Here is a 22,220-nt window from a genome sequence, read left to right on the forward strand (position 1 = left end):
GTTCGTTGTTGTTTGTGAAGAATAACCTTTGCTCTGCCATGTGCCAGCCCTTTACAAGATCGTTATACAGGATGGATAGATGCAAATGGACAGAAAATTGTAAGCACTTTCATTATACGATTGCCAGTAAACTTTGTTTACCCGTTAAACTATAGGACTTGCACCACTCCATAAACCATATGTTTCCAAATGAGATGTATAACGACAAAAAGCACAGCTTATTAGCTGTGCTTCGTGTAAACATCTTTACTATTTACGTTTTTAAGCTTTTAAAGGTGCTGTCGTCTGACGGATGACCAGATTGGAAGGTTCCGTCACCACAGGAGGAGAATAAGATGGATTCTCGATCATGGCAATCAGATATTCGATGGACTTAATGCCAATGGAATAGATATTCTGATTCACCGTGGTCAATCCCGGTTTGAATACCTCAGCATAATACGTGTTATCGAACCCGACAACCGAGATATCTTCTGGTACACTCAGTCCATGCTTTTCAATTTCATGAATCGCACCAAAGGCAGACATGTCTGATGCACAGACAATTCCCGTTGGTTGATCCTGAAGTGCCAGCAATCGTCGGGCAGCCTTGCTTCCCCCGTCGAAGGAATAATCGCAGATCTCCAGATATACCGTAGAATAGGGGATGCCGCATTCTCGCAGCCCTTCCCGATATCCTTCCAATCGCAGATTGGCTACGGCAGGTCCAAGTGTCCCTGAGATATAGGCAATTTTGCGGTGCCCAAGCTCATGCAGATGTTTGACACCCATCGAGATTCCGTTCGCGTTATCCGTAGTAATGTAACCGGCACGTTTGCCCAACATGTCCGTATCAACAAACATCGTTGGAATCTCTGCATCCACCAGTTCCTGAATACTCGCATTTTCTCTGCCTTCCCCGAATACCACAACGCCATCCACATTACGACTGCGGCAATGTTTGATGAACGAGTACGCCGGATCATCGAATCGAGTAGACAACCGGACCAGGTCATATCCACTGTTCTCCAGCGCTGTCTTGATCCCTTCCAGCAACTCCGACACAAAAGGGTTCGTAAACGGAACCGTTAACAGTACTCCCACCGTCCATGAACGGCGTTTGACAAGTCCACGTGCGACCACATTGGGTTGATATTTCAATAATTCGATGGCTATATTGACTTTTTTGCGTGTTTTTTCACTTACATCAGGATAATCGTTTATCACTTTGGAAACGGTTGCAACAGATACTCCCGCTTCCTTGGCTACATCATGGATAGAAGCCATCTGATCACCTCAACCTCTTTCGAATCCCCTGTCTCCGGCTGCATTTTCTATAACATCGGCAGGTTTGTCTACCCATTATAGCTTAAAACAGCCTGAAACGGTATGGAAGGTTCCTAATGCTTTTAAGCTCTATTCCTGCTGTTCCAGATTCTTCAAATCCAGAGACAGTTTCTCCATTGTTGTTGCAAATACGGCGAGTTCAGCCGAGCGTGAAGCTTGGCTACGTGCTCCGCGAGATGTATGATCCGACTCCTGCTGCACACTGCTCAGTTTCTTCATGATCTGCTCCAGATTAGACTGAATCTTACCCTGTGCATCCCGGGAACTGGCTGCAAGCTTGCGCACCTCACTGGCAACTACTTCGAAGCCACGTCCGAACTCTCCTGCATGAGCAGCTTCAATCGCTGCATTCAGGCCGACAAGATGACTCTGATCCGATATCTCGCGAATGAGTTCACCCATTTTTCCGATCTGCTGGATCTCTCCTGTTAATTCGGTAAGCATAACCTGAGCCTGATCCTGAGAAGCCGCTGTTTCTTTGGCAACACTCGATATAGCCATTGCACTTTCATTTAATTCACTAATCATGCCTGTAAGCTCTTGGGTAATCTGCGTAATTGCCTGTAATGTATGTTGTTGGTCATCGGCAAGCTGATGTAACTTTTCTTTTTCTTTCTTCTCATAGGCTTCAAGGACAAGCTGTGAATCCAGATTAAACATTTTGCTGAGCGCTTGAATGACAAGATGCCAGGAATCAGGGATAACCTGTTGGAATATGCTCGTTGCAATATCCAGGTAGACCATATAGGTACCCAGATAATAATCTTCAGATAGACCAATCCGTGAATGTACAAACCCAATCGCAATCCGTTGCTCAATATATGCGTCGTCAACGACCCCGTCCGTCATCGATAACCAGTACATCTTCTGTGTTTCTTTTAGACGATCAATCGTAGAGAATCGGGCGATCAGATCTACCAATTCAGGATAATTTCCCACATGATTGTAGAAATGATCTACCACTTCATTAACGACTTTTTTAAAAACAGGCCGATGATCGGCAAGCAGTTTTAGATCCCCTGCGGTTAATCCCATGTAATCAAGTTGCTTCTGTCTTGTTGCGGAAATACTGCTCATATCTGGTTCAGTCAGCTCCTTAATAAACACTAAATTACTTTAAATTGTAAATATATGTATTGATTATAGACTAAAATACCTAAATATACATATACCATTAGAACTAATTCTCTTTAAAATTAACCTTATTTGTCAGCTTTTTAGATTAATATGACCTTCATGTAATTAAAAAGGCCCTGACTCTGCTGTGAAGGAGCCTCACAGCAGACATCAGAAGCCTGATCCGGAATGGTTCGTTGCCGATTAGCGATTAAGCAGACTACCCACATAACGTAACAGTTCATTCGCGCTGGCTGCGGTGTATCCATGTTCCTCAATTAAGCGTCTAATGACTTCATTCATACGTTTCAATTGTGTTGCATCCGGTGTTTTGGTTGAGGTTGTGATCTTGACGATGTCTTTCAGATCGGTGAACAACTTCTTCTCAATCGCTTCACGCAAACGGTCATGGCTGCTGTATTCGAACTTGCGCTCCTTGCGGGAGTATGCCGAGATTCGGATCAGAATCTCTTCTCTGAACGCTTTCTTTGCATTCTCGGAGATCCCGATCTGTTCCTCAATGGATCGCATCAGACGCTCATCCGGGTCCATCTCTTCATCCGTGAGTGGGTCACGAATCTTGGACCAGTTGCAAAATGCTTCAATGTTATCAAGGTAATTCTCGAATAACGTTCTTGCGGATTCCTCGAATGAGTACACAAATGCTTTCTGCACTTCCTTCTTGGCCAGTTCATCATACTCCTTGCGTGCAAGAGCGATAAAGTTTAGATAACGCTCCCGCTCTTCCTTCGTGATCGAGGCATGCTGGTCCAGACCATCCTTGATGGCGCGCAGAATGTCCAGCGCGTTAATGCACTCAAGATTTTGCTTGATCAAAGCACTGGAGATCCGGTTAATGACATACCGTGGATCAATGCCGGACATCCCTTCATCCAAATACTCATTTTGCATCTCGCGCAGATCGGCTTCTTTGTATCCTTCCACTTCTTCACCGTCATACATGCGCATCTTTTTAACGAGATCCATGCCTTGTTTCTTCGTTTCCTTCAAGCGGGTAAGTATGGAAAAAATGGCTGCAGTCCGCAGTGCATGCGGTGCAATATGAACATGCTTCATGTCACTTTGCTGAATCAGCTTGGCATAGATTTTCTCTTCCTCGGACACCTTCAGATTGTAAGGAATCGGCATGACAATCATCCGGGATTGCAGTGCCTCATTCTTCTTGTTGGAGATAAACGACTTATACTCCGATTCATTCGTATGCGCCACAATCATCTCATCCGCACTGATTAAGGCAAAACGTCCTGCTTTGAAATTTCCTTCCTGTGTGAGCGACAGGAGATTCCACAGGAATTTCTCATCACATTTCAACATCTCCTGGAACTCCATTAACCCACGGTTCGCCTTGTTCAACTCCCCATCAAAACGATAGGCACGTGGATCGGATTCGGAACCGAACTCGGTAATGGTGGAGAAGTCGATACTCCCCGTCAGATCGGCAATGTCCTGTGATTTCGGATCAGATGGACTGAAAGTTCCTATCCCCACCCGATTATCTTCGGAAACAAGGACCCGTTCCACCGGCACCTTGCTGATATCACCACCATATTCGGTACGGAGTCTCATCTGGCAGGATGGGCAAAGGTTACCCTCAATGCGGACTCCAATTTCCTTTTCCACTTCAGGACGAAGCTCCAGTGGAATCAGATGTAGCGGTTCCTCATGCATTGGGCATCCATCAATGGCGTATATGGCACCTTTCTCTGTCCGCGAGAACTGTTCAAGCCCCCGCTTCAGCAGCGTCACCAGCGTCGATTTCCCTCCACTTACGGGACCCATCAGGAGCAAAATCCGCTTCCGTACATCCAGACGGCGTGCTGCCGAGTGAAAGTATTCTTCAACCAGCTTCTCAATCGAACGGTCCAGCCCAAAGATCTCCTGTTCAAAAAACTTGTACCGCTTATGCCCACCTACTTCTTCCACGCCAAACGATTCAATCATCTCATACACTCTGGCGTGAGCCGTCATTGCCGGAGTCGGGTCCTCTCTCAGCATTGCAATATAATCTTCAAATGTTCCGTTCCATGTCAAACGGTCACTCTCTGCCCGATGTTCCGCAACGCGTTCAAAAATATTCATGCTTGGTACCTCCCATGGCTCCTTTAGTGTGATTGTCAACCATTCCGAATGGTATGAAGAAATCAATAGAATTGCGGCTCCTGCTTGAATACCAATCTTGCGGTCCTGTGTAGTCCCGCCACCCTCTGTCCAAACGTCTTGTTTTGTTGTGAAAAGTGTATTACATACCTATGCGGCAATTCGGATAAGTTGACCTCTTTTTTTCAATCAACTGCTTCGAATTTTGGCATTCCCCTGTTCTATCAGACATCTTGTGCCTTCAGAAAAAAAAGAACGAATATGATATAATGAAGGTTCTAAATTCAGGAAACCGGACAACACATGGTCAGAGACAGGCCACTTCTGGAAAGGAGCACGGACGATGGCAGTGAAATACGAAACCGAATTATATTCGCCTGTGAAGGCTTTCTTCGAGCAGCGTGGCTTCGACGTCAAGGCGGAAGTCAGACATTGTGACCTCGTAGGGGTCAGATCGGACCAAGACGAACCACTGATTGTGGAGATGAAAAAAACATTTAACCTCTCCCTGTTGTTACAGGGTATGCAGCGCTTGAAGCTTAGCCCGTTCGTGTATTTGGCCGTTGAGCGCAATCGCAGCAAACGTGGAGCCGTGAACCAACGCTGGAGCGAACTGACTGCATTATGTAGACAGCTCGGTCTGGGGTTGCTGACTGTCACATTTTACAAAACCAAACCTCCCCTGATTGATGTATTGTGCGAGCCCTCCGCCCAGATCCCCCTCACTGGCCGCAATCAGATGGCTCGCAAAAGCGGTGTTCGACAGAAACGCTTGCTTAAGGAATTCGACGAACGCAGCGGAGACTACAATACGGGAGGCAGTACACGCAGACAGCTGGTCACGGCATATCGTGAGAAGGCCTTACGGGTCGCATCCGCACTGCGAACGAACGGAGAAGCCTCTCCCGCCACCCTCGCCAGACAGACGGGTGTAGGTTCTGCCGCGGCGATTCTGCAAAAAAATTATTATGGCTGGTTTGAACGCCTCTCCCGTGGAAAGTATATTCTGACGATTAAGGGAGTACAGGCGTTAACCGAGCATGCGCACATGCTTGAGGATAATGATATGATTGAACGAACCATTAATGAACTCGATGTAACGTATTCTGTATCTGGTGAAAATAAGGACGACCTTGCACACATCGCTGAAGCAGCGGAGTTTTACTTGAAAAAACAGGCCATATCTGAACCGGAATCATCTGAAGTAACGGATGTGAAAAAAAATGAGAATGCAAAAAAACACCTGTAATCTCCACTGGAGACTACAGGTGTTTTGATGTGTTCTATATAGAAGATTGCTATTAGAACTTTACTGCTACTTCGGAAGCCAATTTCAGACCTGCAGTAACGATTTCTTCAGCACGATCTGCTGAAGCGTTATGTCCTTCAACGATAACCACTTCAGGGTTTTGAATGCCCCACAAGCCGAGAACTGTTTTCAGGAAGTTCAGGGACATTTCAGCAGCTGCCATTGGGCCTTCGGAATAAACGCCACCACGTGCGTTAAGCAAAGCTACTTTTTTGTCGCCAGCAAGTCCTACAGGACCTTCAGCAGTGTAGTTGAATGTTTTACCAGCTTGGCTCAGGTAAGCAATGTAGTTTACCAATGGAGCTGGAACAGTGAAGTTCCACAGTGGGAATGCAAATACCACTTTGTCAGCTGCCAAGAATTGATCTTGCAATTGAGCTGCAAGTGAAGCTGCTTTTTGCTCGTCAGCTGTCAGTTCAAAACCGTTAGCTGCTTTGTAAGTACCTGTGATTGCAGTGTTACCATAGAATGGGAATTCTGTATTGTAGAGATCCAACTCAGTAACAGTGTCACCTGGGTGGGACTCTTTATATGCGCTCAAGAATGCATCGTACAATTTGACGCTGACTGCTTGATCTGCAGGACGGTCATTTGCTTTAACAAATAAAATATTAGACATGTTGAATTTTCCCCCGTTAGATAAAATATATGAGTGCTTTTCCTGAACCGGCCACCATTGTAGCTTATATAAAGAAACCAACAACTCATTAATTCATATTATATATAAAAATGTTAGTGGATGCAATAACGTAATCACTTTGGTCATGAACCAATTTTAATTTTTGCTACAAAATCTATTTTTGATCTGACTTAGCTACGAGCCGTAAATTCGGAAATGGCTTCAGTGATCAGGTTCATGCCAAGCAGCAATTCATCCCGGCCTGGGTGGCTAAAGTTCAATCGGATGTAACGTTGATCCTGTACACCTGTGGAGCATAGTGATCCAGGAAGAAAAGATACACCTTTGGGCAAAGCCGCCTTAAGCAGAGCGCCACTATCCAATCCTTCCGGCAACTGTACCCACAGATACATTCCGCCCTCAGGGATATTGTACTGACACCCTTTCCAGCCAGGTCTTTTCAACAGTTCAAGCATCAGTTTGAGTCTTGTCTTATACTCCCGATTCAACATCGATAGGTGATCACTCCAACGAAAAGGGGAATGGGCAAGCAATTGATATAACAGCCGCTGATTCATCGGACTGGACTGACCATCTGCAATTCGTTTAACCGAGGCCATTGCCTGAATCAGCGCCGGATGTCCAGCGGCCCATCCGGTTCGAAGAGCGGGCGCTACCGTTTTGCTGAACGAACCAATGTAGAGAACATGTCCACCCTGATCGGCAGTATCCAGTGCAAAGAGTGAAGGATATTTACGATAGAATTCCGTTGGCTCAAGGCCATCAAAATGGAGCTCTCCGTAAGAATCATCTTCCACAAGCAGTACACCATAGCGCGAACACAACTCAAGGACAGCCTCCCGCCGCTCCATACTCCACAAAGCACCGGTCGGATTCGAGAAACTGGGTGCAGCAAAAAGCAGCTTCGGTCTAACCTGCTGCATGTGATGCTCCAAAAGGTCTGGCAATATGCCGTCCCGATCACCCATTACGGGCACAATCTTGGCTCCTTGCATCTCCAGAACCTCAAGACAGCCTGGAGATGTGGGATGTTCAACCAGTACAGAATCTCCTGGCTCAAGCAATAGGCGCATCACCAGATCGATGGCCTGCTGGGTACCAGTGGTCAACAGAATCTGCTCGGGTACCGTTCGTATGCCTTTGCGTGCATTCCAGTCTTTGTTCAACCACTCTCTTAGGGGGGTGTAGCCTGCTGGCTCTCCATATTGCAATGCGGAGGGGCCTGAACTAAAGACAGACACGGCTGCTTCTTCCAACAATTTGAAAGGAAACAACTCCTCCGCAGGCAATTCTTCTGCCAGAGAAATGAAATAATCCCTGCCAGACATCTCACGTATATCCCTCAGTGGTGATGACAAAAGCCTGTTGGTACGGGAAGCAAAGAAATATTTCATCGATCCGTTCCCCTTTCATCCCTATTCCGAAACTGTACTCGCAGTCCGCAGCCCTACAACCTATTCCTGCTCGCCATCGAATATGACCGGATGCATACAGAACTGTTGTGATCATGGGAATAACAAACCTGTTTCGTCAGGATCCCGTCTTCACTTGTCTTGCATGCAAGGCATAACGTTCAATGGCCTGTGCTCTACTGCTTACTTCCAGCTTCACGTATATTTTACGCAGGTAATTATCAATGGAACGTCTGCTAACGTTGATCTCATTCGCTATTTTATCATAGGTTACACCCTGAACAATTCTTTCCATGATAAAAGTTTCGGTTTCTGTTAATTCAATGACACGTGCTTCTGTCGGAGACTCCACAGGTTGCGCCCACTCCGCACTGTTTAACCATGACAATGGAATGGACACATGGCCCTCACGTAATCCAGAGATCAGATGAATCAGCTGGCTAGGGGAAGCCTGTTTGGATAACATGCCGCTTGCACCAAGGCTCATCAGATGACGAAACAGCTTCACATTGTCTTCATCCGTCAAAATGATGATGTGACTGTGAGCTGACAGATTCTTCATTTGGGCAATATATTGATCTGCCTGACCCTCTGGAAGACGATAATCCATCAGAATCAGATCAGGCTGGTGAATATTCACCAGATCGAGCCCTTCTGTTCCGGTCGAAGTCATGCCACGTACCGTCAGATCTGGCTGCTCTTCCAAAATCAATTTTGTACCGAGCATGCTGGTGGGGTGGATATCTATGATGACCACCTGCCATACTTTTTTCATTGTTGTTCCCCCTGTTATGTATTGGACAAATAACTTTTAAATTCTGTCATGATGATTTCATCGTCTATGCGACAATCCGAGTATAGAAGAAGCATAGGTCGGATTATGTCGAAAAACATAAAAATACAGGAGGAAGCCGATTAAAAAGCTCTATTTTCACTGTATTTTGTTATAAAAACACCATGACGTCCATCTTTCCATCCCCGGAAAGGTCAAAATATAGTATAAATTTCCTGCATTTCTATCTAAAAAAGTCGAAAAACCTGCCCAAAGTTCCTACTTATTGCATCTATAAGAAATTGTATCCTAGGACTTCCTTCCGATGCAATCTCTTTTTACTCTATTAAGTAAAGAATTTCATTTTTGCGTAATCAATAGGGGCATGATAGAATGAGGACTGGAAATTTTTTTGTACCTATAAATGACCAGGAGTGATGATATGAAACCATCTGCCCCGTCCTCTGACATCCATCACACCCGGAGCGCCAAAGGCAAGGCTGGATCTTCAATCAAGCTGTTTCTGGTAATGTGGATTGTTCTCATTGCACTAGGAGTCGTTGGAACCTACTATTATAGTAACCATCTCCAGCAACAGATGATTAACCAGCTTCAAGCCCATAATCAGCAGCAGATTGCAGCGCTAAAAACCGACTACGAAAATCAGCTAACAACGATATCAAAGGAAGTAGAAGACCTGCAGGGACAGGTTCAATCCTTCAATGAATTGCTGACTTTCACCAAGGATAATGCAAGTAACAAAACGGATAACAGCAACAAACTGTATACCCAGCTGAGCGAAGTCAAAAAACAACTGGAGACACTCCAGAAAAAGATGGACCTGCTCAAATGATTACACCCGTCAAACAGGTTAATCGTTTTTTTATGCTTGCACTCGCTCCTTTTGTTGGATTGATATTATGCCTGCTGCTGCTTCGTCCTCCACTTGAACCCGGAGGTTTGATGCCTACCGAACTGTCAGAGGATACGATTACACCCCGGACCCAAGCAATTAGCCAAGAGCTTGCGGGGGCAAAAGATGCTGCTATCCAGACTTCTTCTTCTATTAAAAGAACGACACAGCTCTATAATAAAACAACAAGTACGATGTCTACACTTGTGCAGAAGGCTTCCGCCCAGGCGGATCGTCCGGAAAAGATTTACAACAAACGGATTTCATCCAAGCTTGGCGTTCCATTTGAACGAGTAGACAGTGACCGGCTAACGATTGAAATGTACAGAGTGAATCCTGGCAGCTATAAGGGCTATGCCATGAAGATCAAGCTAAAAGACCCTACGGCCATGCAAATGGCTCTAGACAGTGAACCTGGGCGTTCTGAGACGACCATGCAGGCTGTGAAGCGTAACGGTGCAATTGCCGGGATTAACGCAGGTGGATTTGCTGACAGTGGCGGCAAACGTTATCCACTTAGCACAACCGTCATGGACGGGAAGTACGTGAATGGTTTCCAGGCCAGTTTCAAAGATTTGTTTTTTGTAGGACTTAACGATACCGGCAAACTGGTTGGAGGCAAGTTCCTCGACAAAAACTCACTGGATCGCCTGCAACCACAATTTGGGGCTACGTTTGTACCGGTGCTGCTACAGAATGGGCGTAAAACCACAATTCCTGCCAAGTGGAAGGTATCACCCAAACGAGCACCACGTACAGTCATTGGCAATTATAAGGATGATCAGTTATTGATTATTGTAGTTGACGGATATAATGAGGGCGGAAGTTCCGGTGCTACCCTTGAAGAGTTGCAAGGGCGGTTGTACAAGCTTGGGGTGATTGACGCCTATAATCTGGATGGCGGTGGATCATCCTCGCTTATTCTGAATAATCGGGTTGTGAATAACCCTTCAGATGGCAGCCTCAGACCGGTTCCCACACACTTTTTATTTTACAAATAATAGGGTGAAGCATTTCTTTTCTACCTATAATGGTTATAATAGAAGAAAATGAGCTTGTGCAGGAGGTGCGAAGGGCATGTCATTTTCACTGACATTCTGGATTATTGCAATCGTATTGACTCTCTTCATTACAGGCATTCTCACTTCATCCTACAACAATGACAAAACAAAAGGCTTGTAAAGGCCAAGCCTCTCTCCGGAGAGGCTTTTTCTATTGCTTCATCCTCGAAATAGCAAGAGACAAGGCTTAAAAGAATGATTCGATTCTTCTAAGCCTTGTCTCTTGCTGTATTCGGAATCAATAGCTAACCGCCCGGTCATTCCGCATAGATATAACCGAATCAGACGAAATAGGCCCAATCACCGACCCACCCTCAACTAATGTCACATAAATTCGTTCATGATCGACGGGTTCTCCAGCAATAATTTTGATCAATTGTTCAGCAGCGAGCGATCCCCACTTGCGTTTGGAATAATCAATGCTTGCCAATCTCGGCTGGACGTATTTGCTCAATTCAATATTGTCGAATCCGATGACATCAATCTCCTGACCAACGCCAAGTGCACTGTCTGCCAGACGATCACACAAACCAATAGCCATCTCATCATTGAGGCAGAATACCGCTGCGGGTCCATCATACACCTGCACAATCTGATCTGCGGCTTGTTCTCCACCACTCTTCTCAAAATCTCCCGTGATCTCAATCCATTCCACATCGGCTTCACGTTCCGCAACCTGTCTCACAGCCTTTAACCGCTGCACAGAGTCAAACGAACCTTCCGGTCCTGTCACCACGTAGATTTTCTTATGTCCCTGTTCAATCAGATGTTCCATCGCAAGTGTCGCCCCGGCCTTATTATCCAGCAGAACCTGATTAATGTTGGGATGATCCATCTCACGGTCCAATACAACGATTTTGTGCCCACGATCGGCATACTGCATTAGTTCTTCACTTGCAAACGTATGATCCAGAATGATCGCACCATCAATCATCCTCTCTGGAAGCATGCGATGGGATTGTTTACCACTGCACACGATCAGGTCATAGCCTTGAGCATTACATACGGCTTTCATGCCACTCAGCAAGTCTCCATACACATCTCCTCTAAAATCGGTCAAGAATACACCTAGAATTTTGGATTCCCTCTTCTTCAGTGTTCTTGCTGCGGCATTTGGAACATAGTTCAGTTCTTTGGCAATGGCCAAAATTTTGGAACTCGTCTCATCGGTCACTTTGTTGCTGCCATTCAGCGCATATGACACAGTAGAGATGGAAACTCCCGCCTGTTTGGCGATATCCTTGATACTGACCACATTCTTCGCTCCCCTGTTATGTTCATCAGGCCTTCCATAACAAAAGGCCTGACACATTACTCTTTCCATTCACCGGATTAAACAAGTCTGAATGATTTCTTCTGAGTATCGCGACTGTTTGCACCCACAAGAATATGGAACTCGCCTCGATCACTGCGGTGGCTTAAGTCGGAATGGTGATAACGAAGCTGTTCTTCATTTAACGTAAACGTGGCTGTACCACTCTCGCCTGGCGCCAGTGCAAGCTTCACATATCCTTTCAGCTCACGCATAGGACGAACGACTTCACCTGTTACATCACGAACGTACAACTGAACGGTCTCCACGCCTGCGCGCTCACCCGTGTTCGTTACACGTACTTGGATGCTCAGGGAATCTTCGGCAGTCATCTCGTTACTTGACACTTCAAGATCACCATAAGAGAACGAAGTGTATGAGAGACCATAACCGAACGGAAGCAAAGGTTCATTCGGGCTGTCAATGTATTTGGAGACATAACGTTCTTCCGTCTTCTCCGGGTTCAGTGGACGACCTGTATTGAAATGGTTGTAATAGACCGGAATCTGACCTACGGACTGCGGGAAAGACATCGTCAGACGTGCAGATGGATTCACTACACCTGTCAGAACATCTGCGATCGCTGCTCCGCCTTCACTACCTGGGAACCAGGCTTCAAGAACAGCATCCGATTCATCGATTACACCATGCAGATCCAATGGACGGCCGTTGAAAATAACACTGGCAATCGGTTTTCCCGCTGCTTTGAGCTGTTTAACCAATTCCAATTGGGCTGCTGGCAGACGAATATCCGTGCGTGATCCACCTTCACCACTCATCTCGGAGTCTTCACCAAGAGCAAGGACAATCAGATCTGCTTTGCTTGCCACTTCCAGGGCTTCGGCAATCTGCTCAGCTGTAATCGTATGAACATTACTGCCTTGAGCGAATTGAACTTTCCCACCCGTCAGGCGTTCTTGCAGAGCTGTTCCCAACTTAACTGCATCTTCCTTAACTCCTTCACAGGACCACCAGCCCAGAATATCAGGACTCTGTGCAAAAGGACCAATGAGGGCTACATTAGCGTCAGGTTGAAGTGGAAGCACACTGTCATCATTCTTCAACAGGACAGCTGATTTCGTTGCCAGTTCATACGATACCTGACGGTGCTCTTTGGAGAATACAATCTCACGTTCACGTTCAGGATCAGCTGCACGAAGTGGGTTATCGAACAATCCCAGCTTTTCTTTCAGTTGCAGAATTCGCAGAACGGCTTCATCAATGAGCTTCTCATCCACTTCACCACTCTCAATCAGTTCAGGCAAATGATGCACATAACAAGGTGTCATCATCTCCATATCTACTCCTGCGCGAATGGCACGATATGCCGCTTCACGATCATCTTCCGCAGCGCCATGCGCAATCATTTCGCGAATGGAAGCCCAATCCGAGATTAATACACCATCAAAACCCCACTCGTCACGCAAAATGCCGCGCATTAACTTCTCATTGCCACTTGCCGGAATACCGTCAACCGTATTGAACGAAGTCATGACCATCTCCACGCCCGCATCCAATGCTGCTTTGTACGCTGGCAAATAATACTCACGCAGGTTACGCTCAGACATGTCCACCGTATTGTAATCCCGACCACCCTCAGCCGCTCCATAAGCCGCGAAGTGTTTAACACATGCTGCAAGACGATCTGGCTCATCCTTCAAGCTATCGCCCTGATATCCACGTACAAACGCAGCCGCGAACAAACTGTTCAGATAAGGATCTTCTCCTGTTGTTTCCATCACACGGCCCCAGCGCGGGTCACGAACCAGATCCACCATAGGTGCAAAGGTAACATGCAAACCGGATACAGCTGATTCACGTGCTGCAATTTCAGCACTTTTCTCAGCCAGTTCCGTGTCCCATGAACAACCGATCGCCAGTGGAATCGGGAAAATAGTTTTGAATCCATGAACTACGTCAGCCATGAACAAAAGCGGAATGCCCAAACGGCTTTTTTTCATATAAGCTTGCTGTACATCAATGATGGCCTGCGCACCGGACAACCCTAGAATGGACCCACTGGCATCCACGGACTGCTCCATAATTCCCATCTCTTCCATCGGCCCTGTGATCTGACCTTCCACATTTGTTCCTTCATAAAAGTTGGCAGTCAACTGAAGAAGCTGAGCTGTTTTTTCCTCCAACGTCATCTGTTTTACCAGATCTAGCAACTGCTCGTTATTCATCTGATCGTATCCTCCACTATAAGTTGTTGAAATAAAGAACCCGGCTGCGTTCGGGGAGAGACCGCGCACCGGGTTCAAAATTAATTACTGAATGATTACTAGAATTTATCGTTTAGCTCATCCAGATAAGGTTGAACCAGGGACATTTTACTGTTTACCCATTCTTTCCAGTTTGCCTCTAGATCTCCGTTTTTGAGGATCAAGTTGGCATATTCATTCTGGTAGTCGAATGAAGCCTGACTCTTAGCTTTGGAATCGTACAGGTTGACATCCCAATCGTATGTTGCAAGGGATTTACCTTCTGTACCGAGTTTTGCTTTTTCTTCGAACAATTTCACGGCTCTATCACGGTAATCTTTTTTGATTGCAGGGTTTACAACACTGAAGTCGTCACCAAGCAGATACAGACCTTCGAAACGTGCTGGATATTTATCTTCCAATACCGTTCCTTCTGGCAACAAGCTAACGAGTTCGTTGTTTTCATCATATTTCCAATCTTTTCCTTCAAAGCCCATGTTGATGAGCAACTGTCCTTCTTTTGTTGCAGAGTAATCGATCAGATCCATGATCCGTTCGAATTTCTCGTCACTAATCTCCGGATTGAAGATCAATGCAGACCAGAAGTTGGCTTGTTCCATGTTACGGTATTTACCGTCATCGCCTACTACGATTGCTGTGTGTACCAGTTCATCACTATCTACACCCAGATTTTTTTTCATATCGGAATCCAGACCTTGTCTGTAGGAAGCCAGTCCGCCCAGACTTGTTACAGCAGCTGTACCTGTTACTTTGAAGTTGTTTTGACCTTCATTGTTTTTCCATGTGTAGAACTCAGGATTGAGCAGTCCGTCTTTATAGGCTTTTTGCATCAATTTAAGTCCTGTCAGCGTTTCAGGATCTGCTGGTCCCCAGTGGAATTGGCCATCTTCACCTTTGTAGAACGGAGAATCAGTCATGGCATGCACACTGTTTGGCATAATCATGTTTGTCATGGCATCTGCCGCATTGTAGGACAGAGGTACAAGTTTGTTACCCACTTTGCCTGGATCTTTTTCTTTCACTAGCGCAGCATATTCATTCAATTCGGTTGTTGTATAAGCATCTTTCAGTTCAAAACCAACTGCTTCAGCCCAGTCTTTACGAAGCGCAATGACACCAATTTGGTTCGTCAGTGGGTCAGCCGGTTTGTTCTCGAAGTAGATTGGTCTAGGCAGGACATATGTTCCACCTGTCAATTCTTCCAACTTGTCTCCAAGACCCGTCAAATTGTAAGCTGCTGCCACGTTAGGCCAGCGTTCTTTCCAGTCATCCGGGAATTTGTAGAACAAACCTTGTTCAATGCTGTTAATGGCATCGCCATGTACGTAGTTCCATACCGCTACATCCGGCAAGTCGCCAGAGTTGATCCACAGACGAAGCTTCTCGCCCCATGAATCCCAATCGATATAGTTGTAGTCCCATGTTAAATTAAATTTGTCTGTCCAGAACTTGTGGAAGTCATTATCCAGGTTCCCGTTTTTGATTTCTGTCAGGTTAGCTACAGAGATGGTCAGGTTGTCTTTGTAATTTCCCTCTGCATCTTTTTCGTTACCACCTGAAGCTCCTTGACTGGAACAAGCGGTCACCATCAGCATAACTACACTAAGCGTGATGGCAAAGAGAGCTCTTACTGACAACTTTTTGTTCGTTTTCATGTTTTACCCCCATGTTTTTTAGTAGAATTTTATTGCAAAATCCTATACGTATATCAGGTCTTGATTGCCCCTGTTAATACCCCTTTGGCAAAGTGTTTTTGCAGCATTGGGAAGAAACACATAATTGGTACCATGGTGACAAATACGGCTGCCATCTTCATGCCCATTGAGAAGTTGCTTGCCTGGGCAGCATCCACACTGGATGCATTGGATGCATTCGTCGTAGATGTCACGATAATATTTCGGAGTACATTCTGGAGCGGTAACTGATCCGCTTTTCGAAGGAATATCATCGCATCATACCAACTGTTCCAGTAAGCCACACCGTAGAACAACGTGATTGTAGCCATAATTGGTGTAGCAAGCGGAAGAACAACAGAGAACAAAATTCTCCACTCTCCTGCTCCATCCAGTCTCGCCGATTCCATCAGCGATTCAGGCAAGGTGTAGAAGTAGTTCATCATCAGAATCATGTTAAACGCACTGAAGCTTCCCGCCAGGATAACGGACCACAGCGTACCTGTAAGATGAAGTGATTTCATGATCAGGTACAGCGGTACGATACCACCATTAAAGATCATGGTGAACAGCACCAGGAAAAAGAGAAATTTCTTAAACGGGAATTTGTTGCGACTAAGTCCATATGCCATGCTTGTTGTCAGGAACAAGCTGAGTGGCAGGCCGATGACTAGCAATATAATTGTATTTTTATACCCTGTCAGAATCGTTCCGTCAGCGAACAATGCCTTGTAGGAATCCAATGTCCATTCTTTAGGGAACATCAAAAATGGATTGTCAGCATATTCTTTTTGTGTTGCAAACGAGATCATGATGACATTCCAGAACGGAATCAGGATCATCAGGGCAAGCACTAGTAATACGGCGAAAATAAAGTAATCGAGAAGTGTCATTTTTTCTGTACCAATTCTCGGTTTTTTGTTAGCTTTCTTGCTCATCTCATTTTTCCTCCTCTCTTATCGGAACAAACCGTCTCCGCCAAGCCACTTGGCAAATCTGTCAGCAAGAAGCAGCAAGGCCATATTCACCAGGGAACGGAACAAGCTGACCGCTGTCGAGAATGAGAAATCGGTAGATGACTGGAACGTAATCCGATAGATATATACATCGAGTACTTCCGATACATTTTTGGTAGCGGCATTTGCCAAGTTGAATATCTGGTCAAACCCGGAAGACATCAATCCACCAACCGAGAGAATAAACATGATTGTGATGGTTGGAAGGATGTTCGGTAAAGTAATTTTGAACATCTGTTGCATACGGGAAGCCCCGTCAATCTGTGCTGATTCATACTGATCCTGATCAATACCGGAAATGGCAGCCAGGAATATAATCGCGCCCCATCCACTTGATTTCCAAATATCAGTCAACAGCAACATGGGTACAAAGTTGGATTCAGACCCCAGGAAGTTAATCGTTGGCAATCCGAGTAATCCGAGCGCGCTATTTACCAGTCCGTCATATGCCAGCACATTGATGACTACCCCGGATACGATGATCCAGGACAGGAAGTGCGGGAACGTAAGAACGGTTTGGAATAATTTTTTTCCTCTGCGCATCCGCAATTCATTCAGCAACAGCGCCAGAATGATCGGGAACGGGAACTGAATAATCAGTTTCAGAATATTGATGTACAGCGTACGCCATACTGCGTCGATAAAGGTTGGATCACGGAAAACATATTTGAAGTTCTCGAATCCGCTCCATGGACTTCCCCAGATGCCCAGGTTGGCTTTGTAATCTTTGAATGCCAGAGACAGGCCACCCATCGGCATGTAGGCAAACAGAATTAGCCAGACAAGCCCCGGAATAAGCAGGGTGTATGTCATTCGGTGCTTCCAGATTTCAGTCCAGAGCGAATTGCCCTTCACGTTTCCCTTCAGCTTTTTGCTAGGTCCTTCGGCTGCAGGTTTCACATTGCATCTCCTCACTCTACTATGGTCTTGTCGTTGTACAGAAAATCAAACATCGTTCTCAGGTGGTGCTCCCAAAATTTCCATTCATGAGCCCCCGGCGTCTCCACATACCGAAAATCAAAGGCAGTCCCCTGCATGTATCTCGCATAGTCGCGATTCATCTCTACAAAGGGGTCACTATCGCCACAGCAACTGAGGATATCAGGTAAAGGAACACCCTGTTCCAGCAGCTTGGCCGACAGTGCGTAAATATCCTGATCGGCTTTCACCTGTAAACGTTCTCCAAAAACCGCTTTCATTTCCTTGATCATGGTCGCTGGCATATGGGGATCATGAAGTCGTGTCTGAATATCCGTTACGCCGGATAGAGACACTACTTTGCGATATCGCTCTGGATAAGTTAGTCCACATTTCAGTGCACCATATCCACCCATGGATAAACCGGCGACGTATGTTTTCTCCGGATCAGGATTCAGATTGAGCAGACGCTTGCATATTTCAGGTAACTCCTGAGTGATGTAGTGGAAGTAATTCAGGCCGTATTCCATATCGGTGTAATAGCTTCGATTCGCTTCCGGCATAATGATCATACAGCCATATTGCGCTGCATACATCTCAATTGTGGTTAACCGCTGCCAGGTACTCGCATTATCGCCTGCCCCGTGCAACAGATATAGTGTACCGCCTGAAGTCTCTCCGGAGTCACTGGACACAACATGTATGCTGGTATTCATGCATAAGGTTGGCGATCCAGTTTCGATCGTTATATGTGCCATCAATGTAACCCCTCTCATCATCGCCTGCTGTCTTTACTCATTCGTTTCTCTGGCGTTGGATTGCAGGCTGTTGTAGATTCCCTTGTATTACGATGGGTTATCGAAACGATTTTCTCGAATCGTTTCAAAACATAGCCAACGTTGATTCACATGGACTTCATTACAACACTTTTAATGTGGAAGCGATTTCTTCGAATCGTTTCGAATAAATCATAAGCCCGATGAGTAAATCCTGTCAATAACCTTTTTACAAATTTCGCGTTTTTTTCTCGAAAAAATGCTCTTTTAAGTCTAAATTTGCGTCCAAAGACACTATTATTACGAAAAAATGAAAATTTAGTAAGTGCTATTACAACTTTAATTGACACCAAACCAGGTTTATACTAACATGGGTTCTGATTTTGCATTCGAATTACGGAAACGTTTCACCAACCGATTTTACTCAGGTTTCACCTGATATTAGGGAGGTTAATATGTCTGAGCAACTCAAAGGTTTCATTCATACGATTACGGAGCAACAATTGAACGTTTTTTCCATTCGTATATTACAAAAAGGGCATCTGCTTGCCCATTGGGACCGGGATAAGGATCAGCGCAGGGTACAACATTCCATCAGTAAATCCTTTACGTGTATGGCCGTTGGTCTTGCTCTTGAAGAAGGTCTGATACATCTGGATGCGACACTTGGTGATTATTTCTCTTATGATCATGTACCCGTTGCACAACGCAATCTCCCATCGCCGCAAGAATTGAGACTGCGTGATCTTCTCCGAATGACTTCGGGTCATGACTCTCCCCCTCTTTGGGCTGATGAACGAGCTTCATTGACTGAAAAGGACTGGGCGAAATATTATATGTCTCTGCCTCTGGACCGGGTACCTGGAGAACAATTTACATATAGCAGCGGGGATACATTTATGATCTCAGCCATGCTACAGGCTGCTACCGGCCAAACCGTGAAAGATTACCTGACTCCACGGTTATTTGATCCGCTTGGCATTCATGATGTAGAGTGGGAGACCTCTCCACTAGGGGTAACACTCGGCTGTGCAGGTCTTTGGATAAGTAATGAGGAACTGAGTCGATTTGGACAGTTACTGCTGCAGGAGGGCCTTTGGGAAGGCACACAGCTTGTACCTGCGGATTGGATCAGACAGGCTACGTCCCAGCAGATCGAAACGACTGGAGACGGAGATTGGGGAAAAGGTTACGGGTATCAGTTCTGGATGTGTTCCCATGATGCTTACCGCGCCGATGGCGCCTATGGTCAGTTGTGTATTGTAATTCCCTCAAAGGAAGCTGTCATATGTATTAATAGTGAGGAAGAAAATATGCAAGGCATCCTGAATGCTGTCTGGAATGAGGTTTTACCCCTTTACACTAAGCGTTAGTCTACGTATTTTATCTTTTTTTAATTTGCAATTATGCCATCCGATTGAGAATAAAACAAAAAAAACGCCACGGGGTCAATGGACCCCATGACGTTATTTCTTATGCGTGTTGTGGAAGCTGAGTCATTTCATCTAAACATTGTGCGCATATGTAACGCTCTTTGAACTCGTTGACTTCCTCGATGGATCCGCAGAAAATACATTTTGGACGATATCTCTCCAAGATAATATGGTCCCCTTGTACTAAGATTTCTACAGGATCTCCCTCATTCATTTGATACCTTTTACGCAAAGATTTAGGCAATACGATCCTACCTAATTGGTCAACTTTGCGAACTACTCCAGCTGGCTTCATAGCTACGGCACACCTCTCCTATCTTACTCTAAATTTCTAGGTACATTTGTACTATGTTTATAGATTCGCCAAGATTTTGTCGAATCCTGCTGGAAATAAACATTTTTTGTCCTTTTTTTTGAAAAATGTTTTTTTACCGAATTCTAGCCGTCATTTATAACCTAAATTTATCCTTCTAACCCCGGGAAATTGAGCTGGCGTAACGCTTCATATACAATAATTGCTGCCGAATTGGACAGATTTAATGATCTAACGTCACCAGTCATTGGCATTTTCATGCATGTATCGGGATTCGCAGCAATTAATTCAGGTGGCAGGCCTTTAGTCTCTTTACCAAAAACGAGGAAATCCCCATCCTGAAAATTAAAATCACTGTATCGGTTCTTGGCCTTCGTAGTTGCGTAGAAGAAACGACCTTCCGAATATTTTTCCTGAACCTCAGCGAATGAGTCGTGGTATTCAATATGAACAGCATGCCAGTAGTCCAGCCCTGCCCGTTTCAATGTAGCATCATCTGTTCGAAATCCAAGTGGTCGTACGAGATGCAGATGGGTCCCGGTTGCCGCACAAGTACGCGAAATATTGCCTGTGTTCGCCGGAATTTCTGGTTCAACCAGAACGATGTGTAAAGCCATATGTGTTCAATCTCCTTTTCATTTCATGTTGACGACAACCCTCTAATCTTAAAGAAAAGCCCTCCACACGTCAATGTGGAAGGCTCCCTATACTTAATTATCCATTTGTCTTCTGGAAGTGGCTCATGAAGTCTGTCAGTGCCTTAACACTCTCATAAGGAGCAGCATTATAAATGGAGGCACGGAGACCACCCACACTGCGATGTCCTTTCAGACCTACAAATCCTTCTTCCTCAGATGCTTTGATGAACTTTTTCTCCAGTTCCTCAGAAGCAAGACGGAAGGTTACATTCATGAGGGAACGATCTTCTACTTCCACACAACCACGGTAGAAATCACCGGAAGAATCAATTGTGTTATAGAGCAATTCCGCTTTTTTCGTATTTTTTTGCTCAATACCAGCCAATCCGCCCTGTTCTTCAATCCATTTCAATACTTCATTCACCATATATACCGAGAAGGATGGCGGCGTATTGTACAGGGAGTTGTTATCTACATGTGTGCTGTAACGAAGCATGGTTGGAATCGTTTTAGGCGATTCGCTCACCAGTTCCTCACGAGCAATTACAACCGTAATTCCGGATGGACCCAGGTTCTTCTGTGCACCCGCGTAGATCATGCCGAACTGATTAAGATCGAATGGTTTACAGAAAATATCACTCGACATGTCCGCAATCAGAGGTACTGAACCGGTATCCGGGAACGACTTGAATTGCGTACCTTCAATCGTTTCGTTGGAAGTCAGATGCACATATGCCGTACGTTCTGGCAAACTCAGATTCGAAACATCCGGCAATTTCATGAATTTCTCTGCTTCCGAAGATGCAGCAACATGCGTCTCGCCGATCAACTTCGCCTCAGACAGAGCCTTCTTCGCCCAGCTGCCAGTCATCACGTAACTTGCAGTCTGCCTTGCACCGAGCAGGTTCATTGGCAACATCGCGAACTGAGTGCTTGCACCGCCCTGCAGAAAGAGAACCTTGTATCCTTTTGGATTGCCTAGAAGCGACAACAACCGCTCCTGAGCTTCATTATGTACAGACTCATACACCGCTCCACGGTGAGACATCTCCATAATCGACATGCCTGTATTACGAAAATCTACAAATTCCACCTGTGCACGCTCCAGTACCTCAAGTGGTAACGCCGCAGGTCCTGCATTAAAGTTATACGCTCTTTTTGTCACAAAATCCCCCGCCCTTTCCATCCGTAACTCTGACATACAAAGTGAATATTATCGCTATGATATCAGTATTCTCTATCTGCTTCA

The 22,220-nt window shown here is 45.5% G+C and carries 19 protein-coding genes; 4 read left to right on the forward strand and 15 right to left on the reverse strand.

The window, feature by feature from the left end; translation table 11 throughout:
- Nucleotides 1-261: 261 nt before the first annotated feature.
- The 3 genes from J2Z28_RS02875 to J2Z28_RS02885 all read right to left on the reverse strand — a co-directional run bounded on the left by J2Z28_RS02875 (nt 262) and on the right by J2Z28_RS02885 (nt 4,542).
- Nucleotides 262-1,266, reverse strand: coding sequence for a LacI family DNA-binding transcriptional regulator (locus J2Z28_RS02875; RefSeq protein ID WP_017689571.1), 1,005 nt, complete (start codon nt 1,264-1,266; stop codon nt 262-264).
- Nucleotides 1,267-1,395: 129 nt separating this feature from the next.
- Complete coding sequence (locus J2Z28_RS02880) at nt 1,396-2,403, reverse strand: globin-coupled sensor protein (RefSeq protein WP_211081116.1); 1,008 nt, start codon at nt 2,401-2,403, stop codon at nt 1,396-1,398.
- Between the two features lie 243 nt (nt 2,404-2,646).
- Nucleotides 2,647-4,542 carry a PrkA family serine protein kinase gene (locus tag J2Z28_RS02885; protein WP_211081117.1) on the reverse strand — a complete coding sequence of 632 codons (1,896 nt, stop codon included), beginning with the start codon at nt 4,540-4,542 and terminating at the stop codon, nt 2,647-2,649.
- A 361-nt stretch (nt 4,543-4,903) separates the two neighbouring features.
- Here J2Z28_RS02885 and J2Z28_RS02890 point away from each other — a divergent pair, with 361 nt between their 5' ends.
- Nucleotides 4,904-5,809: a DUF2161 domain-containing phosphodiesterase gene (locus J2Z28_RS02890; RefSeq protein ID WP_211081118.1), complete on the forward strand. Its 906-nt coding sequence runs from the start codon at nt 4,904-4,906 to the stop codon at nt 5,807-5,809.
- Nucleotides 5,810-5,861: 52 nt separating this feature from the next.
- Here the strand turns inward: J2Z28_RS02890 and J2Z28_RS02895 are convergent, their stop codons facing one another.
- From J2Z28_RS02895 to J2Z28_RS02905, 3 genes are all read right to left on the reverse strand, one after another.
- Nucleotides 5,862-6,488, reverse strand: a complete 627-nt coding sequence (locus J2Z28_RS02895) for an FMN-dependent NADH-azoreductase (RefSeq protein WP_211081119.1) — start codon at nt 6,486-6,488, stop codon at nt 5,862-5,864.
- A gap of 191 nt (nt 6,489-6,679) precedes the next feature.
- The gene (locus J2Z28_RS02900) at nt 6,680-7,903 is read right to left on the reverse strand and encodes an aminotransferase-like domain-containing protein (RefSeq protein ID WP_100529490.1); all 1,224 of its coding nucleotides are present in this window, start codon (nt 7,901-7,903) and stop codon (nt 6,680-6,682) included.
- A 136-nt stretch (nt 7,904-8,039) separates the two neighbouring features.
- Nucleotides 8,040-8,696, reverse strand: coding sequence for a response regulator transcription factor (locus tag J2Z28_RS02905; RefSeq protein WP_211081120.1), 657 nt, complete (start codon nt 8,694-8,696; stop codon nt 8,040-8,042).
- 439 nt (nt 8,697-9,135) lie between these two features.
- On the opposite strand from J2Z28_RS02905, the gene J2Z28_RS02910 reads away from it, so the two are divergent.
- Together J2Z28_RS02910 and J2Z28_RS02915 are read left to right on the forward strand one after the other, a co-directional pair.
- Nucleotides 9,136-9,546, forward strand: coding sequence for a uroporphyrinogen-III C-methyltransferase (locus J2Z28_RS02910; RefSeq protein ID WP_211081121.1), 411 nt, complete (start codon nt 9,136-9,138; stop codon nt 9,544-9,546).
- Nucleotides 9,543-10,607, forward strand: coding sequence for a phosphodiester glycosidase family protein (locus J2Z28_RS02915; RefSeq protein ID WP_211081122.1), 1,065 nt, complete (start codon nt 9,543-9,545; stop codon nt 10,605-10,607). The genes J2Z28_RS02910 and J2Z28_RS02915 overlap by 4 nt, the downstream gene beginning before the upstream one ends.
- A gap of 298 nt (nt 10,608-10,905) precedes the next feature.
- Here the strand turns inward: J2Z28_RS02915 and J2Z28_RS02920 are convergent, their stop codons facing one another.
- The 6 genes from J2Z28_RS02920 to J2Z28_RS02945 form a co-directional block, all read right to left on the reverse strand.
- On the reverse strand, nt 10,906-11,922 hold the full coding sequence (locus J2Z28_RS02920) for a LacI family DNA-binding transcriptional regulator (RefSeq protein ID WP_211081123.1): 1,017 nt from the start codon (nt 11,920-11,922) through the stop codon (nt 10,906-10,908).
- A 77-nt stretch (nt 11,923-11,999) separates the two neighbouring features.
- Entirely contained in the window at nt 12,000-14,165 is a 2,166-nt protein-coding gene (gene bglX, locus J2Z28_RS02925) for a beta-glucosidase BglX (protein ID WP_211081124.1), read from the reverse strand.
- A 98-nt stretch (nt 14,166-14,263) separates the two neighbouring features.
- Nucleotides 14,264-15,859 carry a type 2 periplasmic-binding domain-containing protein gene (locus J2Z28_RS02930; protein ID WP_211081125.1) on the reverse strand — a complete coding sequence of 532 codons (1,596 nt, stop codon included), beginning with the start codon at nt 15,857-15,859 and terminating at the stop codon, nt 14,264-14,266.
- Nucleotides 15,860-15,912: 53 nt separating this feature from the next.
- On the reverse strand, nt 15,913-16,815 hold the full coding sequence (locus J2Z28_RS02935; protein WP_211081126.1) for a carbohydrate ABC transporter permease: 903 nt from the start codon (nt 16,813-16,815) through the stop codon (nt 15,913-15,915).
- Between the two features lie 18 nt (nt 16,816-16,833).
- Nucleotides 16,834-17,793, reverse strand: coding sequence for an ABC transporter permease (locus J2Z28_RS02940; RefSeq protein ID WP_017689585.1), 960 nt, complete (start codon nt 17,791-17,793; stop codon nt 16,834-16,836).
- A gap of 11 nt (nt 17,794-17,804) precedes the next feature.
- On the reverse strand, nt 17,805-18,569 hold the full coding sequence (locus J2Z28_RS02945; protein WP_211081127.1) for an alpha/beta hydrolase: 765 nt from the start codon (nt 18,567-18,569) through the stop codon (nt 17,805-17,807).
- A gap of 473 nt (nt 18,570-19,042) precedes the next feature.
- On the opposite strand from J2Z28_RS02945, the gene J2Z28_RS02950 reads away from it, so the two are divergent.
- Nucleotides 19,043-19,960, forward strand: a complete 918-nt coding sequence (locus J2Z28_RS02950; protein ID WP_211081128.1) for a serine hydrolase domain-containing protein — start codon at nt 19,043-19,045, stop codon at nt 19,958-19,960.
- Between the two features lie 100 nt (nt 19,961-20,060).
- Here the strand turns inward: J2Z28_RS02950 and J2Z28_RS02955 are convergent, their stop codons facing one another.
- The 3 genes from J2Z28_RS02955 to serC all read right to left on the reverse strand — a co-directional run bounded on the left by J2Z28_RS02955 (nt 20,061) and on the right by serC (nt 22,136).
- The gene (locus tag J2Z28_RS02955) at nt 20,061-20,315 is read right to left on the reverse strand and encodes an AbrB/MazE/SpoVT family DNA-binding domain-containing protein (RefSeq protein ID WP_211081129.1); all 255 of its coding nucleotides are present in this window, start codon (nt 20,313-20,315) and stop codon (nt 20,061-20,063) included.
- A gap of 167 nt (nt 20,316-20,482) precedes the next feature.
- A complete protein-coding gene (gene trmL, locus J2Z28_RS02960) occupies nt 20,483-20,950 on the reverse strand; it encodes a tRNA (uridine(34)/cytosine(34)/5-carboxymethylaminomethyluridine(34)-2'-O)-methyltransferase TrmL (RefSeq protein WP_211081130.1) in 468 nt (155 codons plus the stop codon).
- Between the two features lie 97 nt (nt 20,951-21,047).
- Nucleotides 21,048-22,136, reverse strand: coding sequence for a 3-phosphoserine/phosphohydroxythreonine transaminase (serC, locus tag J2Z28_RS02965; protein WP_342357463.1), 1,089 nt, complete (start codon nt 22,134-22,136; stop codon nt 21,048-21,050).
- Nucleotides 22,137-22,220: the final 84 nt, after the last annotated feature.

The sequence above is a fragment of the Paenibacillus xylanexedens genome, from assembly GCF_017874615.1.
GTDB lineage: Bacteria > Bacillota > Bacilli > Paenibacillales > Paenibacillaceae > Paenibacillus > Paenibacillus xylanexedens.

Coding starts and splice junctions, on each gene's coding strand:
- J2Z28_RS02875 (WP_017689571.1), bottom strand. CDS start 1,266: ATGGCTTCTATCCATGATGTAGCCAAGGAAGCGGGAGTATCTGTTGCA.
- J2Z28_RS02880 (WP_211081116.1), bottom strand. CDS start 2,403: ATGAGCAGTATTTCCGCAACAAGACAGAAGCAACTTGATTACATGGGA.
- J2Z28_RS02885 (WP_211081117.1), bottom strand. CDS start 4,542: ATGAATATTTTTGAACGCGTTGCGGAACATCGGGCAGAGAGTGACCGT.
- J2Z28_RS02890 (WP_211081118.1), top strand. CDS start 4,904: ATGGCAGTGAAATACGAAACCGAATTATATTCGCCTGTGAAGGCTTTC.
- J2Z28_RS02895 (WP_211081119.1), bottom strand. CDS start 6,488: ATGTCTAATATTTTATTTGTTAAAGCAAATGACCGTCCTGCAGATCAA.
- J2Z28_RS02900 (WP_100529490.1), bottom strand. CDS start 7,903: ATGAAATATTTCTTTGCTTCCCGTACCAACAGGCTTTTGTCATCACCA.
- J2Z28_RS02905 (WP_211081120.1), bottom strand. CDS start 8,696: ATGAAAAAAGTATGGCAGGTGGTCATCATAGATATCCACCCCACCAGC.
- J2Z28_RS02910 (WP_211081121.1), top strand. CDS start 9,136: ATGAAACCATCTGCCCCGTCCTCTGACATCCATCACACCCGGAGCGCC.
- J2Z28_RS02915 (WP_211081122.1), top strand. CDS start 9,543: ATGATTACACCCGTCAAACAGGTTAATCGTTTTTTTATGCTTGCACTC.
- bglX (WP_211081124.1), bottom strand. CDS start 14,165: ATGAATAACGAGCAGTTGCTAGATCTGGTAAAACAGATGACGTTGGAG.
- J2Z28_RS02930 (WP_211081125.1), bottom strand. CDS start 15,859: ATGAAAACGAACAAAAAGTTGTCAGTAAGAGCTCTCTTTGCCATCACG.
- J2Z28_RS02935 (WP_211081126.1), bottom strand. CDS start 16,815: ATGAGCAAGAAAGCTAACAAAAAACCGAGAATTGGTACAGAAAAAATG.
- J2Z28_RS02945 (WP_211081127.1), bottom strand. CDS start 18,569: ATGGCACATATAACGATCGAAACTGGATCGCCAACCTTATGCATGAAT.
- J2Z28_RS02950 (WP_211081128.1), top strand. CDS start 19,043: ATGTCTGAGCAACTCAAAGGTTTCATTCATACGATTACGGAGCAACAA.
- J2Z28_RS02955 (WP_211081129.1), bottom strand. CDS start 20,315: ATGAAGCCAGCTGGAGTAGTTCGCAAAGTTGACCAATTAGGTAGGATC.
- trmL (WP_211081130.1), bottom strand. CDS start 20,950: ATGGCTTTACACATCGTTCTGGTTGAACCAGAAATTCCGGCGAACACA.